At 73.2% G+C, this 19,975-nt stretch carries 16 protein-coding genes and 1 pseudogene; 9 read left to right on the top strand and 8 right to left on the bottom strand.

Annotation, left to right across the window (positions count from 1 at the left end):
* Positions 1 to 187 precede the first annotated feature (187 nt).
* Both ACFW6B_RS24920 and ACFW6B_RS24925 read left to right on the top strand, forming a co-directional pair.
* On the top strand, positions 188 to 2,617 hold the full coding sequence (locus tag ACFW6B_RS24920; protein WP_386598894.1) for a SpoIIE family protein phosphatase: 2,430 nt from the start codon (positions 188 to 190) through the stop codon (positions 2,615 to 2,617).
* A 142-nt stretch (positions 2,618 to 2,759) separates the two neighbouring features.
* Positions 2,760 to 4,625 carry a cellulase family glycosylhydrolase gene (locus ACFW6B_RS24925; RefSeq protein WP_386598896.1) on the top strand — a complete coding sequence of 622 codons (1,866 nt, stop codon included), beginning with the start codon at positions 2,760 to 2,762 and terminating at the stop codon, positions 4,623 to 4,625.
* 7 nt (positions 4,626 to 4,632) lie between these two features.
* Here the strand turns inward: ACFW6B_RS24925 and ACFW6B_RS24930 are convergent, their stop codons facing one another.
* Positions 4,633 to 5,889, bottom strand: a complete 1,257-nt coding sequence (locus ACFW6B_RS24930; RefSeq protein ID WP_386598898.1) for a YncE family protein — start codon at positions 5,887 to 5,889, stop codon at positions 4,633 to 4,635.
* A gap of 232 nt (positions 5,890 to 6,121) precedes the next feature.
* Between ACFW6B_RS24930 and ACFW6B_RS24935 the strand changes: the two genes are divergently transcribed.
* Entirely contained in the window at positions 6,122 to 6,793 is a 672-nt protein-coding gene (locus ACFW6B_RS24935; RefSeq protein WP_386598900.1) for a TetR/AcrR family transcriptional regulator, read from the top strand.
* Positions 6,794 to 7,015: 222 nt separating this feature from the next.
* Here ACFW6B_RS24935 and ACFW6B_RS24940 read toward each other — a convergent pair whose 3' ends face one another.
* A complete protein-coding gene (locus tag ACFW6B_RS24940; RefSeq protein WP_386599020.1) occupies positions 7,016 to 8,260 on the bottom strand; it encodes a glycosyltransferase in 1,245 nt (414 codons plus the stop codon).
* Between the two features lie 194 nt (positions 8,261 to 8,454).
* Between ACFW6B_RS24940 and ACFW6B_RS24945 the strand changes: the two genes are divergently transcribed.
* A complete protein-coding gene (locus ACFW6B_RS24945; protein ID WP_386598902.1) occupies positions 8,455 to 9,444 on the top strand; it encodes a polyprenyl synthetase family protein in 990 nt (329 codons plus the stop codon).
* Between the two features lie 123 nt (positions 9,445 to 9,567).
* On the opposite strand, the gene ACFW6B_RS24950 is transcribed toward ACFW6B_RS24945, so the two are convergent.
* The 3 genes from ACFW6B_RS24950 to ACFW6B_RS24960 form a co-directional block, all read right to left on the bottom strand.
* Positions 9,568 to 9,933, bottom strand: coding sequence for a nuclear transport factor 2 family protein (locus ACFW6B_RS24950; RefSeq protein ID WP_386598904.1), 366 nt, complete (start codon positions 9,931 to 9,933; stop codon positions 9,568 to 9,570).
* Between the two features lie 125 nt (positions 9,934 to 10,058).
* Entirely contained in the window at positions 10,059 to 11,000 is a 942-nt protein-coding gene (locus ACFW6B_RS24955; protein ID WP_386598906.1) for a helix-turn-helix transcriptional regulator, read from the bottom strand.
* 184 nt (positions 11,001 to 11,184) lie between these two features.
* A complete protein-coding gene (locus ACFW6B_RS24960) occupies positions 11,185 to 11,757 on the bottom strand; it encodes a rhodanese-like domain-containing protein (protein WP_386598908.1) in 573 nt (190 codons plus the stop codon).
* A gap of 83 nt (positions 11,758 to 11,840) precedes the next feature.
* On the opposite strand from ACFW6B_RS24960, the gene ACFW6B_RS24965 reads away from it, so the two are divergent.
* Entirely contained in the window at positions 11,841 to 12,128 is a 288-nt protein-coding gene (locus ACFW6B_RS24965; protein ID WP_386598910.1) for a metal-sensitive transcriptional regulator, read from the top strand.
* A gap of 3 nt (positions 12,129 to 12,131) precedes the next feature.
* Here ACFW6B_RS24965 and ACFW6B_RS24970 read toward each other — a convergent pair whose 3' ends face one another.
* Together ACFW6B_RS24970 and ACFW6B_RS24975 are read right to left on the bottom strand one after the other, a co-directional pair.
* Entirely contained in the window at positions 12,132 to 12,878 is a 747-nt protein-coding gene (locus ACFW6B_RS24970; protein WP_386598912.1) for a sulfite exporter TauE/SafE family protein, read from the bottom strand.
* Positions 12,879 to 13,171: 293 nt separating this feature from the next.
* A pseudogene (locus ACFW6B_RS24975) lies at positions 13,172 to 14,515 on the bottom strand (rhodanese-like domain-containing protein); the annotation flags it as partial.
* 314 nt (positions 14,516 to 14,829) lie between these two features.
* On the opposite strand from ACFW6B_RS24975, the gene ACFW6B_RS24980 reads away from it, so the two are divergent.
* The 4 genes from ACFW6B_RS24980 (at position 14,830) to ACFW6B_RS24995 (ending at position 18,534) form a co-directional block, all read left to right on the top strand.
* Positions 14,830 to 15,915: an S-(hydroxymethyl)mycothiol dehydrogenase gene (locus ACFW6B_RS24980; RefSeq protein WP_386598914.1), complete on the top strand. Its 1,086-nt coding sequence runs from the start codon at positions 14,830 to 14,832 to the stop codon at positions 15,913 to 15,915.
* The gene (locus ACFW6B_RS24985) at positions 15,915 to 16,544 is read left to right on the top strand and encodes an MBL fold metallo-hydrolase (RefSeq protein ID WP_386598916.1); all 630 of its coding nucleotides are present in this window, start codon (positions 15,915 to 15,917) and stop codon (positions 16,542 to 16,544) included. Before ACFW6B_RS24980 ends, ACFW6B_RS24985 begins: the two co-directional genes overlap by 1 nt.
* Positions 16,545 to 16,727: 183 nt before the next feature.
* Positions 16,728 to 17,654 (top strand): SDR family oxidoreductase, encoded by a 927-nt coding sequence (locus ACFW6B_RS24990; RefSeq protein WP_386598918.1) that lies wholly within the window; start codon positions 16,728 to 16,730, stop codon positions 17,652 to 17,654.
* A 61-nt stretch (positions 17,655 to 17,715) separates the two neighbouring features.
* Complete coding sequence (locus tag ACFW6B_RS24995; protein WP_386598920.1) at positions 17,716 to 18,534, top strand: SDR family NAD(P)-dependent oxidoreductase; 819 nt, start codon at positions 17,716 to 17,718, stop codon at positions 18,532 to 18,534.
* Between the two features lie 23 nt (positions 18,535 to 18,557).
* Here ACFW6B_RS24995 and ACFW6B_RS25000 read toward each other — a convergent pair whose 3' ends face one another.
* A complete protein-coding gene (locus ACFW6B_RS25000; RefSeq protein ID WP_386598922.1) occupies positions 18,558 to 19,958 on the bottom strand; it encodes a pyridoxal phosphate-dependent decarboxylase family protein in 1,401 nt (466 codons plus the stop codon).
* Positions 19,959 to 19,975: the final 17 nt, after the last annotated feature.

Genomic DNA, 19,975 nt, shown 5'->3' on the forward strand with positions numbered 1-19,975 from the left:
CGATGTCCCGGCCGGTCACGACACGAACCGTCACTTTCTGTCATGAGAGCACTGTGTGAAGCCCATGGACTACAACGGATCCGATTCCGTTCGATCGGCCGTCCCGCACGGACTTCACCGCAGGCCCGACGCGTTCGGAGCGGTCACAGGGGCTGCGCCCGAGCCCGGGAAGCGCTGTAATGACGGCGTGGTCAGTGAGGGTGCTGCGGAACGCGGAACGAGAACGTCGCGTGCCGAACTCGCCCTGAAGACGCTCACCGCGGATCTCGACCCGCGCGAACGGCTGCACCGCCTGCTGGAGCAGGCTCTCGTCTTCACCGGTGCGACCGTGGCCGCCGTGTACTCACCGAGTGCGAGCGGCGGTGAACTGCACCTGGCCGAGTCCGCGGGGGTGCCCAGGACGCTGTACGGGCTCCGCGACGGCTACCCCCTGTCCGGCGGCTCCCCGGCCGCCGAGGCCCTGCGCTCGGGACGGCCCCGCTGGCTCGGCCCCGAGGAGCTCGCCCGCTGCGCCGACGCGGGCCGGCCGGCCTTCCAGGGCTTCTCGCTGGCCGCACTGCCCCTGCGGGACGACGGCTGCCTGGTCGCCGTCAGCGAGAGCCCCGCCGGCTTCGGCACCGAGGACCGGGCCTGCCTCGGGCTGATCGCCGACGCCGTCGTCTGTCCGCCCCCGTCGCCGGACGCGCCGGCGGACCTGCCCGCCAACCGCTTCAGCCTCGCCATGGACACCGGGCACGTCGAGGTCGACCACGAGGTGCTCGACCTGTTCGGACTGTCCCCCACCGCCTTCGACGGCAAGGTCGAGACCCTGCTGTCGATGGCCGTGCCCGAGGACCTCCCGGCGCTGATGTCCGCGGTCGAACCGGACCACACGTCCGTCGGCGACCGCGAACTGGAGTTCCGCATCCTCCAGCCGTCCGGCGGACACAAGTGGCTCCGGCTGCGCGCCCGGCTGCTGCCCTCCGCGGAGGGCAGGCCCGCACGGCTCGTGGGCACCGTCTCCGACGCCTCCAAGCTGCGCTCCGGCCTGAACGACGTGGGCCGCGTCCAGCGCCTCGCCGCCTCCCTCGCCACCGCCGGCACCGTCCGCGACGTCGGCCAGGCCGTCGTCGCCGCCCTGCGCAAGCCCCTCCAGGCCGACCGGATCGCCGTCGCCGAGCTGGAGGGCGACCGGCTCGTCGTCACGCTCCTGGACCCGCCGGAGCCCGAGTTCTGGCCCGAGCTGTGGCGCAGCGAGTGGCGCTCGGAGTGGCCCGACGCGCCCGTCCGGGCCATGCCCACGCTCGCCGCGGCCCTCAACGAGGGGCGGCCCGCCATCTGGCCCGCCGGCGCGGACCTGGAACCCGCGCTCGCCGAGGTCGGCCCCGGGGGGCTCGCCGTCCTGCCGCTGCCCGCGGGCGGCCGCATGGCGGGCGCCTGCCTGATCGGCTGGGACACCCCGCACGAGTTCGGCCCCGAGGAGCGAGCGCTGCTCACCGCCTCCGCCGGTCTCGCCGGCCAGGCGCTGGTGCGCGCCCACGCCTTCGACGCCGAGCACGAACTGATCAGCATGCTCCAGCGGACCCTGCTCCCGCGCCGGCTGCCCGGGCTGCCCGGCGCGGCCGCCGTCGCCCGCTATCTGCCCACCACCTCGGGCCTCGACGTCGGCGGCGACTGGTACGACGTCATCCCGCTGCCCGACAACCACGTCGCCCTCGTCATCGGTGACGTCCAGGGGCACAACGCCTCGGCCGCGACCGTCATGGGCCAGATGCGCACCGCCCTGCGCGCCTACGCCGTCGAGGGCCACCCGCCGGACGTGGTGGTGTCGCACGCCAACCGGCTCCTGCTCGACATGGAGACCGACCTCTTCGCCACCTGCTGCTACGTCGACGTCGACATGGAGGAAGGGGCCGCCTGGTACGTGCGGGCCGGACACATCCCGCCCGTGCTGCGTCACGCGAACGGCCGAACGGAGGTTCCCGAGTCGGAGACCGGGCCGCCCCTCGGCGTCATCCGGCAGACCGACTTCCCCATGAGCTCGCTGAGGCTCCAGCCCGGCACCATCGTCGCGCTGACCACCGACGGCCTGGTCGAGTCCGTCGAGGTCGACGTGGAGGACGGTCTGAAGCGGCTCGCCGAGGGCCTGGCCGGGGCCGACCCCGCCCACCTCGGTCTCGTCGCCGACGAACTGCTCACGGGGGCCAACCGCAGCGACGACGTGGCCCTCCTGCTGATGCGCTACGACGGCATGGACGTGCTGCCGCTCCGCGAGAGCTGGACCGTCTGGCGGGTCCCCGAGGCGGTGCGGCACGCCCGCCGCTACACCCGGCGCGCCCTGCGCAGCTGGGGCGTCGGCCAGTACACGGACGCCGCCCTGCTGATCGTCTCGGAGCTCGTCACCAACGCCCTGGTGCACACCGACGGCCAGGTCAGGCTCGACCTCACCCTCGTCAACCACCGCCTGCGCATCGCGGTCGCCGACAACTCGCCCCGTACGCCGATCAAGCCCACCAGCATCGGCTGGGAGGCCACCGGGGGCCGGGGCATCCTGCTAGTCGAGGCGATGTCGGCGACCTGGGGCACGGTGCCGGTGAGCGGCGGGAAGCAGGTCTGGAGCGAGATCACGCTCGACTGACGGGGCGAAGCCGCCGCTCGTGGTGCGGGCCCGTCGAACGGGGGCGCGTCGCCGGCCCCCGTGCGGCGGCGGGTGAAACGAGAAACTTACTCATGAGTCAGAGGTGTTGACGGCTCCGGACACCGGCAGGACTGTTGTGGACATGCCAAAGTTACGTGCGCGTCTGCTCGGCGTCCTCGTACTCCTCACCGGTTTCCTCACGACGACGGGCACCCGGCCCGCCGCCGCGGACGGACTCCCCGACTCCCTCTGGTTCGACCAGCCGGCCGCGGCCCTCACGGTCGCGAACGGCCGCTTCACCGACGGTCTCGGCCGAGAGGTCGTCCTGCGCGGCTACAACGTCTCCGGCGAGACCAAGCTGGAGGAGAACGGCGGACTTCCCTTCGCCTCGGCCGCCGACGCGACGAAGTCCGCGACCGCGCTGCGCGCCCTCGGCGGCGGCAACTCCGTGCGCTTCCTGCTGTCCTGGGCACACGCCGAGCCGGTCCGCGGCCAGGTCGACACCGCCTACCTCGCCGCGGTCACCGACCAGATGCGCGCCTTCCTCGACGTGGGGATCCGCGTCTTCCCCGACTTCCACCAGGACCTCCACTCCCGGTACCTCTTCAACTCGGGAAGCTGGTACTCGGGCGACGGCGCCCCCGAGTGGGCGGTGGCCGCGGGCGGTTACCCGCAGGAGTCCTGCGGCATCTGCCTCTTCTGGGGCCAGAACATCACCCAGAACAACGCCGTCAAGGCCGCGCAGTACGACTTCTGGCACAACTCCCACGGGCTCCAGGACGCCTTCCTCGTCACGGCCCAGGCCGTCATGACGTACGTCCGGCAGCACCTCACCGCGGCCGAGTTCGCGGGCGTCGTCGGCTTCGACCCGTACAACGAGCCCTACGCGGGCAGTTACGACTCCGGCCAGACCAGCCGCACCTGGGAGCGCGACCTGCTCTGGCCGTTCTACGGGAAGTTCCGCGCCCGCATGGACGCGGCCGGCTGGCAGGACAAGCCCGCCTTCGTGGAGCCGAACCTCTTCTGGAACGCCAACATCGCCTCCCAGAGACAGGAGGGCGGACTGCTCGACGCGGGCACCCTCGGCCCGCGCTACGTGTTCAACACCCACTTCTACGACCAGAAGGCCATCTCGGGCGTCCTCATGTGGGGCAAGGCGTCGGACGGCCAGTACACGAGCGACTTCGCGGCCGTCCGGGACCGGGCCTCGGCCGCCGGGACCGCGGCGGTCGTCGGCGAGTTCGGCCACCCGCTCTCCGGCACGGTCTCGGACAAGGCCCCGACCGTGGACAAGGCGATGTACCAGGCCCTCGACTCCCGCCTGAAGGGCTCCGGTTGGTGGTCCGGGGCGGCCTCGTCCGGGCCGGTCCTGTCCGGTACCCAGTGGCAGTGGGACATCTACAGCGGCCGTCACCACGAGCTGATGAACGACAACCCGGGCAAGGTGCTGACCTCGGGTGACGCCTGGAACGACGAGGACCTGTCCGCCGTGCGCCTCGACGACTCGGGCACGGCCGTACTGCGCCAGGACGCCCGGCTCCTCGACCGCCTCTACCCCGGCGCCACCGCGGGCTCCACCCTCGCCTTCACCTACGAGGACCGCTCCCGCGACGGCTCCACCACGCTGACCTGGAACCCGGTGCCCTCCAGCCTTCCCCAGGTCTCCCAACTGGTGGGAACGGGCCAGTACGGCCTGCTCGTCTGGCGTTCCGACGGCGGCTCCGCCCCGACGGAACTCCATCTGCCGGCCTCGTTCCCCGCCGCGGTCACGACGGTGGTGTCCGATCTCGGCGCGCTCGTCTCGCCGCCCGTCTACACCCCGGCCACGCCCGTCGCCGTGGCTCCCGAACCGGGCGGCACCGGAAGCCGCCGCCTCCTGCTCACCGCGTCCGGCCCGGGAACCGTGCACTACGCGCTGGTCACGAACGGGGCGAGCGCCCCGTCCGCCGCCCTGCTGAACGGCGCCAGGACCGAACTCGCCGCCTGGGCCGCCGCGCGGTTCGGCTGATCCCCGGTCAGTTCCCGGACGGACCGCTCCAGTTCGCCTCGACATGGCCGATCCTGACCCGCTGGGGGTGGTCGCCGACCGGCACCGACACCGTCTTCCGCCCGGTGGCGAAGTCGATGGCGGTGACCTGGTCGGCGCCGCTCTCGGAGACGACGCAGTCCTTGCCGTCGCCGCTCACGGTCGCCCAGTACGGCTTGGAGGCGGGGACCAGCGGCCCCTCCTGGAGGGTCGCGCGGTCGACGACCGTCGCGTAGTCGTCCATCGTCCCCGCGACGCACAGCGCGGTGCCCGAGGGGTTCATCGAAATGCCGTGGTGGCGCGAGTCGTTGACCCAGGTCGTACGGTCGCTGCTGGTGGCGGGGTTCTTCGGGAGGGTCTTCACCCGGGTGATCCTGTCGGTCGCCACGTCGTACTCCAGGAAGCCGTTGAAGAACGACACCTGGAAGTACAGCTTGGACTCGTCCGGCGAGAAGACGGCCGGGCGCACGGCGTCCGAGTAGTCCCTGAGGCCGATGGCGTCGAGGCGCTGGCGCATGTCGATCACCTTCACCTGCCTGAAGGTGGCCGCGTCGACGACGGTGATCTTCCGGTCACCCTTCGTCCAGTCCAGCCAGGGCTCGTCGAGAGCGGTGGTCACGTCACCGATGGCCATGTTCCAGATGTACTTGCCGTCGCGGGTGAAGACGTTCTCGTGCGGTTTGTCGCCGGTGGCGAACGAACCGAGCTGCCGGCCGGTCGCGATGTCGAGCACGTGCACGGTGTTCGCGGTGGAGGCCGACACCGCCACCCGGGTGCCGTCGGGCGAGACGGCCATGTGGTCCGAGCGGTAACCCGACACGGGGAAACGCCAGTTGATCCGCCCGGTGGCGAGGTCGATCGAGACCACGTCGGCGAAACTCGGGCGCGAGACCACCACCGACCTGCCGTCGGGCGTGGAGTACATGTCGTCGACGAACTGGTCGTGCCCCTCGCCCACGCCGTTGCGGATGCCCATGAAATAGGCCCACTTGATGGGATCGGCGTTGATCGCCGCCATCCGTTCGGCCTTGTCCGGGATGACGTCGATCCGGCCGACCTTCGCGAAGTCCCCGGAGGACGCGATGACGTCCGAGGTGCCTTCCCAGTTGTTGCCGACGAACATCACCTCGCGCAGATCGGCGGCGGCCCGCCCGCCGGCGGCGGAGGCGGCGGTCGCCGTGCCGCCGAGGGTGAGCGTGAGGGCCGCGGCGAGAGTGCAGAGGTGTCTGGCTCTGAGCACGGACATGGAGGGTCCCTGTCGTAGTGGGGGCGTGCGGGTGAGGGCACGGTGAACCAGGAGCGTGCTGTGCGTGCGCGACGTGCGTGGATGCCGGGGCATGACCGTCGGAGATCTGAACATGCCCGCTTTCAAAATGCACTTACTGGAAAGTAAGGAGTGGGGGAGCCTCTTCACAAGGGTCGGGGAGCGAGAAAATCGCCGGAGGGGCGAACGCCGGTTCGGCCCTGGGGAGGAACACGTGGCGGGCAGGCTCAGACAGCCCACCGGCCGGTACGGCGGCAGGACTGCGGAGGAACGGCAGGCGGAACGCCGCCGCCGTTTCCTCGACGCGGGGCTCGAACTCTTCGGCGCCGGACCCGGGTACCGGTCCACGACCGTGGCGGCCCTCAGCGAGGCCGCCGGACTGTCCACGCGCCAGTTCTACGAGGCGTTCCGTGGCCTCGAGGACGTCCTGGCGGCGCTCCACCTCCAGGTCAACGACTGGGCCGAACGAGCCGCTCTCGACGCGCTCGCCGAGGCCCGGGACCTGCCGCTCGCCGAGCGTGCCACCGCCCTCTTCCGTGCCTACGCCGCGAACGTGACGGGTGATCCGCGCCGTATCCGCATCACCTTCGTGGAGATCATCGGCGTGAGCGAGCGGCTGGAGGAGCAGCGGCTCGCCCGCCGGGCCCGCTGGGTGGAGTTCATCTGCGGTGAGGCTGCGGGCGCCGTCGCCCGGGGCGAGGCGGCGCCGCGCGACTACCGGCTGGCCGCCACGGCCTTCATCGGCAGTGTGAACGGCCTGCTGCACGACTGGAACGCCGGCTGGGTGGACGCGACCCTGGACGAGGTGGTGGAGGAACTGGTCCGCCAGCTGCTCGCGATCCTGCGCCCCGCCGACTGGGGCACGGAGGGGGCCACGAGCCCGTAGACGGACACGACCGGTTCGGTGCGGGGCCGCCGGGGCGGCCGGAGCCGTTGGAGTCGCCGGAGCCGTCAGGGCCGCCGGGCCCCCTGGGGCTGCCCGGGCGGTCAGGTCGGTCGGAGTCGCGGAGGCCGTGGGACGGTCGGGGCCGCCAGGGCTGCCGGGCCCGCCGGGGCCATCAGGGCTGCCGGGGTCATCGGTCCGGAGGCGGGGGCGTCCCGGTGGCCCTCAGGGGCGTCCGGGGTGTTCGAGCCGGATGAGCGCCCTCGCGACCGGGGCCACCCCGTCCTCCGTGCCGAGGCGCTCCGCCAGATCCCGTGCGTTCCGCCGGTACGCGGGATCCGTGGTCGCCCGGACCAGGGCCGGCGCCAGCCGCTCGGCGCGCAGTCCGCCGGGCGGCAGGCTGCCGGGCGCGACGCCGAGCGCGACGAGCCGCGCCGCCCAGAAACCCTCGTCGAACTGGACCGGCACGGGCACGGCGGGGACCCCGGCCCGCAGCCCCGCCGCCGTCGTGCCGGCCCCGGCGTGATGCACCACCGCCGCCACGCGGGGGAACAGGAGGGAGTGCGGCACCTCGCCGACGGTGAACATGTCGTCGCCCTCGGCGCACAGCCCGCCCCAGCCCCGCTGGATCACCCCGCGCAGCCCGGCGGCCCGCAGGGCCCGTACGATCTCGCCGCTCAGCCGCCCGGGATCGGGGACGGTCGCGCTGCCCAGGCCCACGAAGACCGGAGCGGGACCCGCGCCGAGGAAGTCCTCCAGCGCGTCGGGGAGCGGGGTGTCCTCGCCGTCCCAGGGCCACCAGTAACCGCAGACGTCGAGCCCGCGTCTCCAGTCCCGCGGCCGGGGCACCACCAGGGGGCTGAACCCGTGGTGCACCGGCCAGGCCCGCCGCTCGCGGGCGCGACGGGCCGCGACGGGACCGACGGGCGGCAGGCCGAACCCCTCGCGCAGCTCCCGCACCGTCTCGGCGAAGACCCGCTCGACGGCCAGGTTCACCCCGTACCCGGCCGCGCGGTTGACCGCGGGTCCCCAGGAGCCGGCGCCGGCCACCGGTGGCGCGAACTCCCCGGTCGGTTCCAGTGGCTGGAGGTGCACTCCCATGCTGGGCAGGCCCAGCCCCTCCGCCACGGCGTACCCGAGCGGTCCCACCGAACCGGACAGCAGCAGGACGTCGCAGGCGCGGGCGGCCGCGACCATGCCGTCGGCCAGCCGCCCGGCGAGCGACCGGGCCAGCCCGGCGAGCCCGATGATCTTCCCGGCGCCCGTGACGCTCCGGTGGAGCCGCCGCCCCCGGACGGACTCCAGCTCGGCCCGCGGATCGACGGGCAGGGCGTGGAACCCCACCCCGGAACCCGGCACCAGGTCCGCGAAGCATCCGTGCGTCACCAGGGTCACCTCGTGCCCGGCCCGCACCAGGCCGTGCCCGAGCCCGGTGAACGGCGCCACGTCGCCCCGTGAACCCGCGGTCATGATCGCTACTCGCACGGGATCCAGTATGGCGAGGACCGCGCCCCGTGGCCCGCCCTCGACCGGTGGAGGGGCGGGGGAGTTCTCAACAAACCGGCCATGGCGCAAAGTTGCTCTGGCTCGTCATCATGGCGAATGATCGAATCGGCGCTCGAAACAACTGGGGTGGGGTGGGCTGCGTGCGGGTGAAGTCGTACATGGATCTGCATCGGGAGATGGCCGCGGACATCGAGGCGGAGCGGAACCGGGCGCTCGACATGCTGGGCCCGTCGGCCGGGTCCGTCCGGGCGGCGGTCGCCGAACTCCTGGCGCACCGGACCTTCGCCTATCCCCATTCCGTGCTGCCGATGATCGTCCACGCCGTGGAGACGGGGGCACCCGGACCGGCCGTCCCGCTGGCCGTCGTCCATGAGCTGTGGTGGACCTCCGCGTGCTACCTGGACGACCTCGCCGACGGCCAGGTCGTCTTCGCCGCCGGCGCTCTGGGCGAGAGCGAAGCGCTGCTCGCCACGGTCATCGGCGGAATTCCCCTTCCCCTGCTCGTCGTCCAGTCGCCCCGTATCCCGCGGAAGGCGCGCGGCCCGCTGTCGGCCGAGGTCGTACGGTGCTGGATCGGCGCGGTCGAGGGGCAGTTGAGGGACCTTCGCGCGGACGTGGGCGCGGCCACGCGCGACGCCGTCGTCGCGGCGTACCTCGGGAAGTCCGGCGCGCCGTACAGCATGGTCACCGCCATGGCCGCACGACTGGCCGGCTGCTCGGAGGAGAAGGTCGAACTCTGGCGGGAGTTCGGCAACGTCTTCGGCGTCCTGTGGCAGTTGTTCAACGACCAGCAGGACATCCTGACCGGCCGCAACGAGGACCTGGCGAACGGCACGGTGACGTATCTGCTGGCGTGCGCGGTGGAGAACGCCGACCACGGTTCCGCGGGCCACATTCTGGAACTGCACGCCGCCGCCCGCAGCTCTCCCGCCGCCGAGGCGGCGCTCACCGACGTCCTCCTCGCACCGGAGGTGCTGCGCCTGTTCGAGGACGGCATCGGCGCCTTCCGCGACCGCGCTCACCGCCTCCTGCGCGAACTCGGGGGCGACACGGCCCATTCGGCGGTCCTGCACGACTTCGTGGACCGGGCCTCCCCGATGCTCCTGAGGACGGCACCCGTCGCCGGGGCGGTCATGACCCAGCTCTGAAGGGCGGCCCGCCCGCCCCGGGAACGGGCGCGCACCGGCCGGGCACGACGGGGCCCCGTCGCCGCGCCCACGGAGAAGGTCCAGGTCGGACGGACGTGACCTGGACCTTCGGCCGGTTCCTCCCTACTCGTCCCATGCCTGTACCAGCGTCTGTTCGACGATCTTGCCGTCGCGCAACGACATCATCGACGTGCTCAGCACCCGGACACCGTCCGCGTACACGCAGGTCTCGGTGTAGGCGACGTGGTCGCCCTCGACGACGCACCGGTCCATCTTGTGCGTCATGTCCCGGCTGTAGACGTCCTCGAGCATCTCCGCGATCTCGGTGCGGCCGTGTTTGACCATCGGGTGACTGGGCTGGGTGTTGCGGTCGACGATGCGCAGTTCGGCGTCGTCCGCGTAGAGCGACAGCAGATCTGCCGCAGTGTGTCCTTCGATGCCCCGGCGCAGCGCCTCTACGTCGAAGGCGGGGGCTGCCGTTGTGCCCATGGGTGACCTCCTCAGGAAGGCGCGGGCCGGCCACGAGCCGACCGCGAGGCGCCTCAGTATCGAGCGTCCTCCGCCTCGGGGCGCACGGCAAACGCAGCTGCCCTGCGCGCCTTCCGGCCACGGCGCTAGGTTCTGTCGGCGGCGGCATCCCGTCCGTCCCGTGCCGGGGGGACGGCCGCGCCCCGGCCGCGTACCGCCGTGCGGAACGCGATGGGGGCCTGCCCCGCACGCTGGTGGAAGTACTTGGCGAAGTTCGTGGCGCTGGAGAAGCCGAGCCGGTCGGCGATGCGGGCGGCGGCCAGGTCGGTGTGGGCGAGCAGCCGCTTGGCCTCCAGGACCACCCGGCGGTCGATGAACTCCTTGGCGCCGGTCCCCGCCGATTCGAGGGTGGCCCGGGAGAGCGTACGGGCCGAGTAACCGAGGGCGAGGGCGTAGTCGTCCACCCGGCGGGTGCGCGCGAAGTCCCGCTCGACGGTCGCACGGAAGCGAAGAAAGGTTTCTCTGGTCCCGGCGGGACGGACGTCCGCCCCCTCCAGGTGGGCCAGGCGCAGGATCAGCACGTCCAGCAGGTGACGCAGTACGGCGTCGTGCGCGTCGTGCGGCAGTCCGGGTGCCCGGAACTCGTGCTCCAAGTGCTCGGCGGCCACCCGCAACGAGGCGGCGGCCTCGCCCTTCGGAGTGGACAGCACGCGGGCGTGCGGATCGTCGAGACGGGCCGCGTGGACGGTGGCCGCGCCCGGGAAATCCCGCTCGAACGCGATCAGCGTCCCCTCGGCCCGCCCGAGATCCCCCCACTGCACGACCTGCCCGGGGCGCGTCCACAGCCAGGAGTCCCGCTCGACGTCGTGGGCGGTGAAGTCCACGGTCTGGCGCAGTCCGCCGGAGGCCAGCGTGAGGACCTGATGGAAGCCGGGGCGCTGCGGTGCGCCGGGATCGGTGCCGTGGGCCCGGACCCGGGCGCGCAGCGCGGCCAGCGAGATCACTTCCAGGCCCGCGCACGGGCCGACGGGGGCCGCGGAGATGGTCCCGGGGGCGGTCTGCCCGGCCGGGTGTCGGTTCTTGACCATGATCAGTCGCCTGCGTATCCGGATGGGACGTGCCTCACCGCCCGGCCGGGCGCGGCCGCGCACGCACGGCCGCCCCCGAGGCGGAAAGAAGGCATCACCATAGAGGAGAGCCGGGCCGTCGCCAAGGAACCGCCACGGGCTTCCTTGCCGGAGCGGCACCGACTGCCCCGGATCCGCGGGGACTTCAGGACACGCGCTCCTCGAGTGCCGCGAGGGTCGCGTCGAGGTCCGCCGGGCGGGGCCGGTTGTGCGGGAGCCTGGAGAGCAGCGCGGCCATGCCGCAGGTGTTCGTGAGCGCCGAGAAGACCAGTCCGCCCGCGACCCCGGCGGAGAGCAACTGCCAGGCGGGGTGCAGGAGTCCGAGGCCGAGACCGGTGAGGACGACGGTCCCGGCGGTGAACCGGACCTGGCGCTCCATGGACCAGCCGGCCCGCACGGTGGTGGCCGGACGGTGCAGTTCGTGTCCGCGCTCCGCCCAGGCGCCGGTGCCGCCGGTGAGCGTGGCCGCCGTCACGCCGTGCTCGGCCAGCAGGGCGCAGGCGCTCGCCGAGCGGTTGCCGGAGGCGCAGACCATGAGCAGCCCGGCGCGGGTCCTCCCGAGCACGGGCAGCGCACGGCGGAGCCGGTCCAGCGGAACGTTCAGGGCGCCCGGGAGGTGGCCGGAGGCGTACTCGCCGGGGGTGCGGACGTCGATGACGGTCAGCTCGGCGAGACGGTCGCGGGCCTGGTCGACGTCGAGGGAGACGGGAGTGTTCATGCGGAGTGTCATCCTTGGCTTTTCGGGGGCGCCCCGCGGAAGCGGAGTACGATACCCCTAGGGGTATGGATTGAGGAGTGTTCGTGGAACTGGAACTCGCGGGTGACGAACTGAAGTCGGTGCTGAACCGGCTGCGCCGGGCGCAGGGACAGATCTCCGGCGTGATCCGGATGATCGAGGAGGGGCGCGACTGCGAGGACGTGGTCACCCAGCTCGCCGCCGCCTCCCGCGCCCTGGACCGGGCCGGCTTCGCGATCATCGCCACCGGGCTCCAGCAGTGTCTGACCGACGCCGAGAAGGGCTCGAAGAACGGGGAGACCACGGAGCAGATGCGGGCCCGGCTGGAGAAGCTCTTCCTGTCGCTGGCCTGAGCCTCACGGCACGACGTCCAGCAGCATCAGCGCGGCCACGGCCAGCAGGGCCCAGGCGAAGATCCGCCGGAGCGCGCCGCCGGACACCCGGGCCGCGAGCCGCTTGCCGTCCCACGCGCCGAGGACGGCCGCCGCGGCGAACGGCCCGACGACCGCCCAGTCGAGGTTCTGCGCCGTTCCCGCGCGGGCGAGCAGCGCGGTGAGCGAGTTCGCCGTGATCACCAGCAGGCTGGTGCCGACGGCGGCACGCATCCGCAGACCCACGACGTTCACCAGGGCCGGTACGGCGAGGAAGCCGCCGCCCACCCCCAGGACCCCGGTGACCGCGCCGAGGCCGGCGCCGGTCCCGGTGATCAGGCCGGTCCCCGCCGGCGCCGCCTCCGCCGCGCGGGCCGCGGGCCGGAGCATCCGGAACGCCGCGAGGCCCGCGACCAGTGCGAACGCGCCGGTCAGCACGGCCGGAGGCAGCAGTCCGGAGACCGCCCCGCCCAGTGCCGCCGGGATCAGCCCGGCCGCCGCGAACAGCGCTCCGGCACGCCAGCGGACGGTGCCCTGCCGGGCGTGCGCCGACAGGGCGGCCGCCGAGGTGAGGGTGACGATGACCAGGCTCGCGGTGGTGGCCGCCGAGGGGGTGAAACCGAGCAGGTAGATCAGGGCGGGCACGGCCAGCACGCTCCCGCCGCCCCCGAGCGCCCCGAGAGCGAGCCCGGTCACGGCCCCGGCGACGAGAGCGAGCACCAGAGCACTCATGCCGCGGGGTCCCCGGGCACGCTGCGGACCGTGCCGAGGCCGGCGGGGCCGACAGGGCTGACGGGGACGGCAGGGGCGGTGGGGTCGGCGGGGCGAGCGGGAGTGGCGGGGTCGGCGGCCGGGCCGACAGGACCCGTGGCAGCGGCGAGGCCGACGGGAACGGCCGGACCTGTGGAGTCCGCCGGACCTGCGGAGTCCGTGGGACCTGTGGCGGCGGTGGGGTCTGCGGGAGCGGCAGGGGAGGCCGGACCCGCGGAGCCCGTGGGACCGGTGGGGGTGTTTCGGGTCATGGGGAGGCCGGAGGCCGACGCGGCGGTGAAGGCGTCGTCGACGGCCACGACGTCGCGGCCCGCCGCGTCCAGCAGCGAGGCGGCGATCGCGGCCCGCATGCCCCCGGCGCAGTGCACCCAGACGGTCCCGGCGGGTATCTCCGCGAGCCGGTCGCGTACCTGGTGCACGGGGATGTGCACCGACCCCGTGATGTGCTCACCGGCGCGCTCACGGTCGCGCCGGACGTCCAGGACCACGGTCTCGCCGGGGACGTACGCCTCGGCCAGTCCGGCGAAGTCGGCGCGCCGGAAGGTGCGCGGCCGTTCGCCCTCGCGCAGCCAGTCGGCCGGCGAGCCGACCGAGGCCGCGGCCGGACGGTCCACGCCGACCCGCGCCAGCTCGCGCTGGGCGCGGGCGAGCTGCTGCGGGGACTCGGCGAGCAGGGTCACCGGCTTGCCCCAGGGCAGCAGCCAGGCCAGGTGGACGGCGAGCTGCCCGTCCGCCTCGAAGTTGACCGATCCGGCGACGTGCCCCGCGGCGAACGCGATCCGGCCGCGCAGGTCCACGACCCATTCGCCGGCCGCGAGCCGCGCGGCGATCTCCGCGGCGTCCGCGAGGCCGGGCGGAGTCAGGTCGACGGGGGCCGGACCCCGGGCGTTGGCGGGACCCATGTGGGCGTAGTAGGCGGGCACGTCGTCGAGTCCGGCGAGCAGGTCCGCGACGAACGAGTCGACGTCCTTGACCAGGGCCTCGTTGTCCGCGCGTTCGCGCCCGATCGTGGTCGCGTCGCCCTCGGCGGTCCCGGCGGAGCAGAAACTGCCGAAGCCGTGGGTGGGCAGGACGGCGGTGTCGTCGGGCAGCTCCGCGGCGAGCCGGTGCGCCGACGCGTGCTGCGCCCGGGCCAGTTCCCCGGTCAGCCGCGGCTCCACCAGATCGGGCCGGCCGACCGTGCCGATGAGCAGGGAGCCGCCCGTGAAGGCCACGACGGCCCGTCCGTCCTCCTTCAGGACGTACGAGGTGTGGTGCGGGGTGTGTCCGGGCGTGGCCAGCGCCTCCAGGGTCAGCCCGGCGTCCACGCGGACCGTGTCCCCGTCGGCCACGGGCACCCGCTCGAACGCGACCCGGGCGCCGGCCGGGACCAGGTAGGCGGCCCCGGTGAGCCGGGCCAGCTCCAGGCCGCCGCTCACGTAGTCGTTGTGCAGGTGCGTCTCGACGACGTACGCGATCCGCACGCCCCGCCGGGCCGCGGCCGTGATCACCCGCTCGACGTCCCTGGGCGGGTCGACGGCGACGGCCGTGCGCGGGCCGCCGGCCAGATAGCTCCGGTTGCCCAGGCCCGCCACCTCGACGGTGTCGACGAAGAACACGGCTGCACTCCTCTCCGCGGGAAGCCCGATGGCTTCGCGGCTCGGTGAAAATTACCCCCGGGGGTATATCCACCGTAGCAGAGGTACCCCCGGGGGTATCTGGGAGGTGTCGGCAGTGCCCCGTCGGCGCCGATCGGGCACGCCGACGGCGGGCACGGGCGGGCATGAACGGGCGGCATGAACGGGCCGACTGCCCGCCCTCGGCCGTCCGCCGTACCCGGACCGGAGCCGCCGCGGTCCGGCTGGCCTTCTACCGGCAGGTCACCCCGTAGGGTCGATCGACGGAAGGTCCATCAAGGGAAGGGCTCACTCACATGGCGCAGGAAGTACGGGGCGTGGTCGCACCGGGCAAGAACGAGCCGGTGCGCGTCGAGACGATCGTCGTGCCCGATCCGGGACCGGGCGAGGCAGTGGTGAAGATCCAGGCGTGCGGGGTCTGCCACACGGACCTGCACTACAAGCAGGGCGGGATCAACGACGACTTCCCGTTCCTGCTCGGCCACGAGGCGGCCGGAGTCGTGGAGTCGGTCGGCGCCGGTGTCACGGACGTGGCGCCCGGCGACTTCGTGATCCTCAACTGGCGCGCGGTGTGCGGACAGTGCCGTGCCTGTCTGCGCGGACGCCCCTGGTACTGCTTCGACACCCACAACGCGAAGCAGAAGATGACTCTTACGGACGGCACCGAGCTGTCCCCGGCGCTCGGGATCGGCGCCTTCGCCGAGAAGACGCTGGTCGCGGCCGGACAGTGCACCAAGGTCGACCCGTCGGTCTCCCCGGCGGTCGCCGGACTGCTCGGCTGCGGAGTGATGGCAGGCATCGGGGCCGCCATCAACACCGGCAACGTCGGACGGGGCGACACCGTCGCCGTCATCGGCTGCGGCGGGGTCGGAGACGCGGCGATCGCGGGCTCCCGGCTCGCGGGGGCGGCGAAGATCATCGCCGTGGACATCGACGACCGCAAGCTCACGAGCGCCGAGAAGCTCGGCGCTACGCACACCGTCAACTCCCGCTCCACCGACCCCGTCGAGGCGATCCGCGAACTCACCGGCGGCTTCGGCGCCGACGTCGTCATCGAGGCCGTCGGCCGCCCCGAGACGTACACGCAGGCCTTCTACGCCCGCGACCTGGCCGGCACGGTCGTCCTCGTCGGCGTGCCCACCCCCGACATGTTGCTCGAACTCCCGCTGATCGACGTCTTCGGCCGCGGCGGCACGCTCAAGTCGTCCTGGTACGGCGACTGCCTGCCCTCCCGCGACTTCCCGATGCTGATCGACCTGCACCTCCAAGGACGCCTGGACCTGGGCGCGTTCGTGAGCGAGACGATCGCCCTGGACGACATCGAGGCGGCTTTCGAGCGGATGCACCACGGCGACGTGCTGCGCTCGGTGGTGACGTTCTGATGGCCGCGCGCATCGAACACCTCGTCACCTCGGGCACGTTCGAGCTCGACGGCGGCACCTGGGAGGTCGACAACAACGTCTGGATCGTGGGCGACGACCACGAGGCCGTCGTGATCGACGCCGCCCACGACGCCGACGCCATCGTGAAGGCGGTCGGCGACCGCCGTCTGCGCGGGATCGTGTGCACCCACGCCCACAACGACCACATCGACGCCGCCCCCGCCCTGGCGGAGCGCACCGGAGCCACCATCTGGCTCCACCCCGACGACCTGCCGCTGTGGAAGCTCACCCACCCGGACCGCATGCCCGACGCCTGGCTCCAGGACGGGCAGGTGATCGAGGCCGCGGGCACCGATCTGACCGTGCTGCACACTCCCGGCCACGCTCCCGGCGCGGTCTGCCTCTACGACCCGGGCCTTCGCACCCTCTTCTCCGGCGACACCCTCTTCCAGGGCGGCCCGGGGGCGACCGGACGGTCCTACTCCCACTTCCCGACGATCATCGAGTCCATCCGCGACCGGCTGCTCACCCTCCCGGCCGACACGGTCGTCCGTACGGGACACGGCGAGACGACCACGATCGGAGCGGAGGCCCCGCACCTGGAGGCGTGGATCGCGCGCGGCCACTGAGGCCCCTCCGCCGCCCCGGACGTCCGCCCGCTTCCACCCCCGGACGTCCGCCCGTTTCCGCCGCGCGGCGGAAACGGCGAGGACGCCACACGGATACCTGACAGAAGATGTCCGGCTTCCGCGAGACGCTCGTGGGAACCACGGGTGAGCGCCCGTGGACGCCACGACGCACGGAGGTCGGACATGTCAGGGCCGTTGGAAGGCACGCTGCGGGACAGGGTCGCGCTGGTCGCGGGCGCGACCCGGGGCGCGGGCCGCGGGATCGCCGTGGAACTCGGCGCGGCCGGCGCCACCGTCTACGTGACCGGCCGCAGCACCCGGGAACGGCGCTCGGAGTACGACCGCCCGGAGACCATCGAGGACACCGCCGACCTGGTCACCGCGGCGGGCGGACGGGGCATCGCGGTCCCCACCGACCACCTCGTCCCGGCCGAGGTGGAGTCCCTCGTCGCCCGGATCGCGGACGAACAGGGCCGTCTCGACATCCTGGTCAACGACATCTGGGGCGCCGAGAAGCTCTTCGAGTGGGACACCCCCCTGTGGGAGCACGACCTCGACAACGGACGCAGGATGCTCCGGCTCGCCGTCGAGACCCACGCGATCACCAGCCACCACGCGCTGCCCCTGCTGCTGCGCCGCCCCGGCGGCCTGGTCGTCGAGATGACCGACGGCACCGCGGAGTACAACCGCGACACCTACCGGGTCTCCTTCTTCTACGACATCGCCAAGTCGTCCGTGCTGCGCATGGCGTTCGCCCTCGGCCACGAACTGGGCCCGCGCGGCGCCACCGCCGTGGCGCTCACCCCCGGCTGGATGCGCTCCGAGATCATGCTGGAAGCCTTCGGCGTGACCGAGGAGAACTGGCACGACGCCGAGGCGAACGAGCCGCACTTCGCCATCTCCGAGACACCGTTCTACGTCGGGCGCGCCGTCGCCGCGCTGGCCGCCGACCCCGAACGCGCCCGCTGGAACGGGCAGTCCCTCTCCAGCGGGCAGCTCGCCGGGGTGTACGGCTTCACCGACCGGGACGGCAGCCGGCCGGACGCCTGGCGCTACATGGTCGAGGTGCAGGACAGGGGGAAGCCCGCGGACGTCACGGGGTACCGCTGACGAGCGGCCCGCGCGGGCCGTCCTCTGTCGCTGCGACGATCATGGAGGTACCTTTCCGGCCATGACGGCGATGAGACGCTTCGAGGGGTACGGGGTGCTGATCACGGGGGCGGCGCGCGGGATCGGCGCGGCCACCGCCCACCGCCTGGCCGCCGAGGGCGCGCACGTCCTCGTCACCGACGTGGACCCGGCCGCGGCCGAGGGGACCGCCGCCGCGCTGCGCGAACTCGGCTCACGGGCCGAGGCGTTCACCTGCGACGTGGGGCAACGGGCCCAGGTCGAGGCCGCCGTGGCGTACGCCGTGGACGCCTTCGGCTCGCTCGACGTCCTGGTCAACAACGCCTTCCGGTGCGGCCCCGACGCCCCGCTCTTCGAGGACGAGAGCGACGAGGCGTGGGCCGCCGACCTCGACATCACCCTGACCGGCGCCTACCGCTGCGCCCGCGCGGCGCTCCCGCACCTGGTCGCCTCCGGCCGCGGGGCCGTCGTCAACGTCGGCTCCGTCAACGGCGTCCAGGACTTCGGCAACCACGCCTACAGCGCGGCCAAAGCGGGGCTGATGTCGCTCACCCGTACCCTGGCCGGCCATGCCGCCGGCCGGGGCGTCCGCGTCAACCTGGTGGCGCCGGGCACGGTCCGCACCCGGGCCTGGGAGGGGCGCGACGAGGAACTAGCCTCCGTGGCCCAGCAGTTGTACCCCCTCGGCCGGGTCGGCGAGCCGGAGGACATCGCGGCCGCCGTCGCCTTCCTCGCCTCCCGCGACGCATCCTGGATCACCGGCACGACCCTGTACGTGGACGGCGGCCTGCTGGGCGTCAACAAGGCTTTCCGGCAGGCGGTCCGGGGCGAGGACGAAGGCCAGGGCGGGGCCGCGGGCTGAGGCGGGGGTGCCGGCCCGGTCCCTCACAGACGCGGTTCCGCGCAGTGACGCCCGATCGCCGCGAACACCCGGTCCGTGTCCGCCTCGGACGTACGCCAGTTGCTGAACGCGGCGCGCAGTCCATGGGTGCCGTCGTAGCACGTCGGTGTCACGAAGGCCTCGCCCGAGGCGGCGACGGCGTCCGCCAGCGCGTGCACGCGCCGCTCCGTCGGGTCGTCCGCGAGGGTGAAGCACACGACGTTCAGCCGCACCGGCGCGAGCAGGCGCAACCCCGGAGCACGGGTGATCCGCTCGCCCAGCCGCCGGGCGAGCGCGACGTTCCGCTCGACGATCTCGCGGTGCCCCTCGCGCCCGTAGGCCGCCAGGGAGAACCAGGCCGGGAGAGCGCGCAGCCGACGCGAGTTCTCCGGCGTCAGGTGCAGGAAGTCGGGTTCGCCGCCGGGGAGTCCGAGATAGGGCGAGGCGTTGTGGAAGACCCGGACCTGGAGATCCTGGCGGCGGGTGAACTGGACGGCCGCGTCGTAGGGGACGTTGAGCCACTTGTGCAGGTCGACGCAGACGGAGTCGGCCTCGTCCAAGCCGGCCACCAGCGCGGAGTGCGCGGGCGACAGTGCGGCGAATCCGCCGAACGCCGCGTCGACGTGCAGCCAGAAGTCATGGCGCTCCCTGAGCGCGGCGACGGCCCGCAGATCGTCGAAGTCGACCGTGTTGACGGTCCCGGCGTTCGCCACGACGACGGCCGGACGCCCGTCGAGCGCGGTGAGCGCGGCGTCGAGACGCTCGATGTCCACGGCCTCGCGGTTTCCGGGCAGCACCGGCACCCGGCGCAGGCTGCCGCGGCCGAGGCCGAGCACCGACAGGGCCTTGGCGATGCTGGAGTGGGGGCTGCCCGACAGCACCTCCACCGGACCGAGCGCGCCCGCTCCCTCCTGTGCGACCGACACGCCCCGGCGCTCGCCGAGCCATTCCCGCGCGATGGCGAGCCCGACCGTGTTCGAGACCGTCGCGCCGCTCACGAACGCCCCGTGGTGTTCCCCTCCGAGCCCGAACAACTCGCGCAGCCAGTCCAGCGTCTCGTGCTCCAGCGCGCTCGCGAAGGACCCGGCGGCGCCCGAGACGTTCTGGTCGTAGGCGCTGGTCAGCCAGTCCCCGGTGAGCGAGGCGGGCGTCGCGCCGCCGGTGACGAATCCGAGGTAGCGCGGGCCCGCGGAGCCGGAGAACCCAGGTGCCCAGCGCCCGGCGAACCGGGCCAGGGCGCCCTCGGCACCGGCGCCCTCGGCCGGAAGCGGATCGGGGACGGGGGCCTTGTCGGGCGGGGCGACGGGACGGTCGTCCAGGCCGCTCACCTCCTGGGCGGCGAAGTCCCTTGCGGCCTGGAGGAGTTGGGGGAGGCGGTCGAGGTCCTCGGAGAGAGCGGGGTGCATGACCGCAGCCTATGAGG

Source organism: Streptomyces sp. NPDC058751, assembly GCF_042746485.1.
GTDB lineage: Bacteria > Actinomycetota > Actinomycetes > Streptomycetales > Streptomycetaceae > Streptomyces.

What these genes read in the sequence shown, in the direction of transcription:
- ACFW6B_RS24925 (WP_386598896.1), top strand. Translation starts at nt 2,760, where the DNA reads ATGCCAAAGTTACGTGCGCGTCTGCTCGGCGTCCTCGTACTCCTCACC.
- ACFW6B_RS24930 (WP_386598898.1), bottom strand. Translation starts at nt 5,889, where the DNA reads ATGTCCGTGCTCAGAGCCAGACACCTCTGCACTCTCGCCGCGGCCCTC.
- ACFW6B_RS24940 (WP_386599020.1), bottom strand. Translation starts at nt 8,260, where the DNA reads ATGACCGCGGGTTCACGGGGCGACGTGGCGCCGTTCACCGGGCTCGGG.
- ACFW6B_RS24945 (WP_386598902.1), top strand. Translation starts at nt 8,455, where the DNA reads ATGGATCTGCATCGGGAGATGGCCGCGGACATCGAGGCGGAGCGGAAC.
- ACFW6B_RS24950 (WP_386598904.1), bottom strand. Translation starts at nt 9,933, where the DNA reads ATGGGCACAACGGCAGCCCCCGCCTTCGACGTAGAGGCGCTGCGCCGG.
- ACFW6B_RS24955 (WP_386598906.1), bottom strand. Translation starts at nt 11,000, where the DNA reads ATGGTCAAGAACCGACACCCGGCCGGGCAGACCGCCCCCGGGACCATC.
- ACFW6B_RS24960 (WP_386598908.1), bottom strand. Translation starts at nt 11,757, where the DNA reads ATGAACACTCCCGTCTCCCTCGACGTCGACCAGGCCCGCGACCGTCTC.
- ACFW6B_RS24970 (WP_386598912.1), bottom strand. Translation starts at nt 12,878, where the DNA reads ATGAGTGCTCTGGTGCTCGCTCTCGTCGCCGGGGCCGTGACCGGGCTC.
- ACFW6B_RS24980 (WP_386598914.1), top strand. Translation starts at nt 14,830, where the DNA reads ATGGCGCAGGAAGTACGGGGCGTGGTCGCACCGGGCAAGAACGAGCCG.
- ACFW6B_RS24985 (WP_386598916.1), top strand. Translation starts at nt 15,915, where the DNA reads ATGGCCGCGCGCATCGAACACCTCGTCACCTCGGGCACGTTCGAGCTC.
- ACFW6B_RS24990 (WP_386598918.1), top strand. Translation starts at nt 16,728, where the DNA reads ATGTCAGGGCCGTTGGAAGGCACGCTGCGGGACAGGGTCGCGCTGGTC.
- ACFW6B_RS24995 (WP_386598920.1), top strand. Translation starts at nt 17,716, where the DNA reads ATGACGGCGATGAGACGCTTCGAGGGGTACGGGGTGCTGATCACGGGG.
- ACFW6B_RS25000 (WP_386598922.1), bottom strand. Translation starts at nt 19,958, where the DNA reads ATGCACCCCGCTCTCTCCGAGGACCTCGACCGCCTCCCCCAACTCCTC.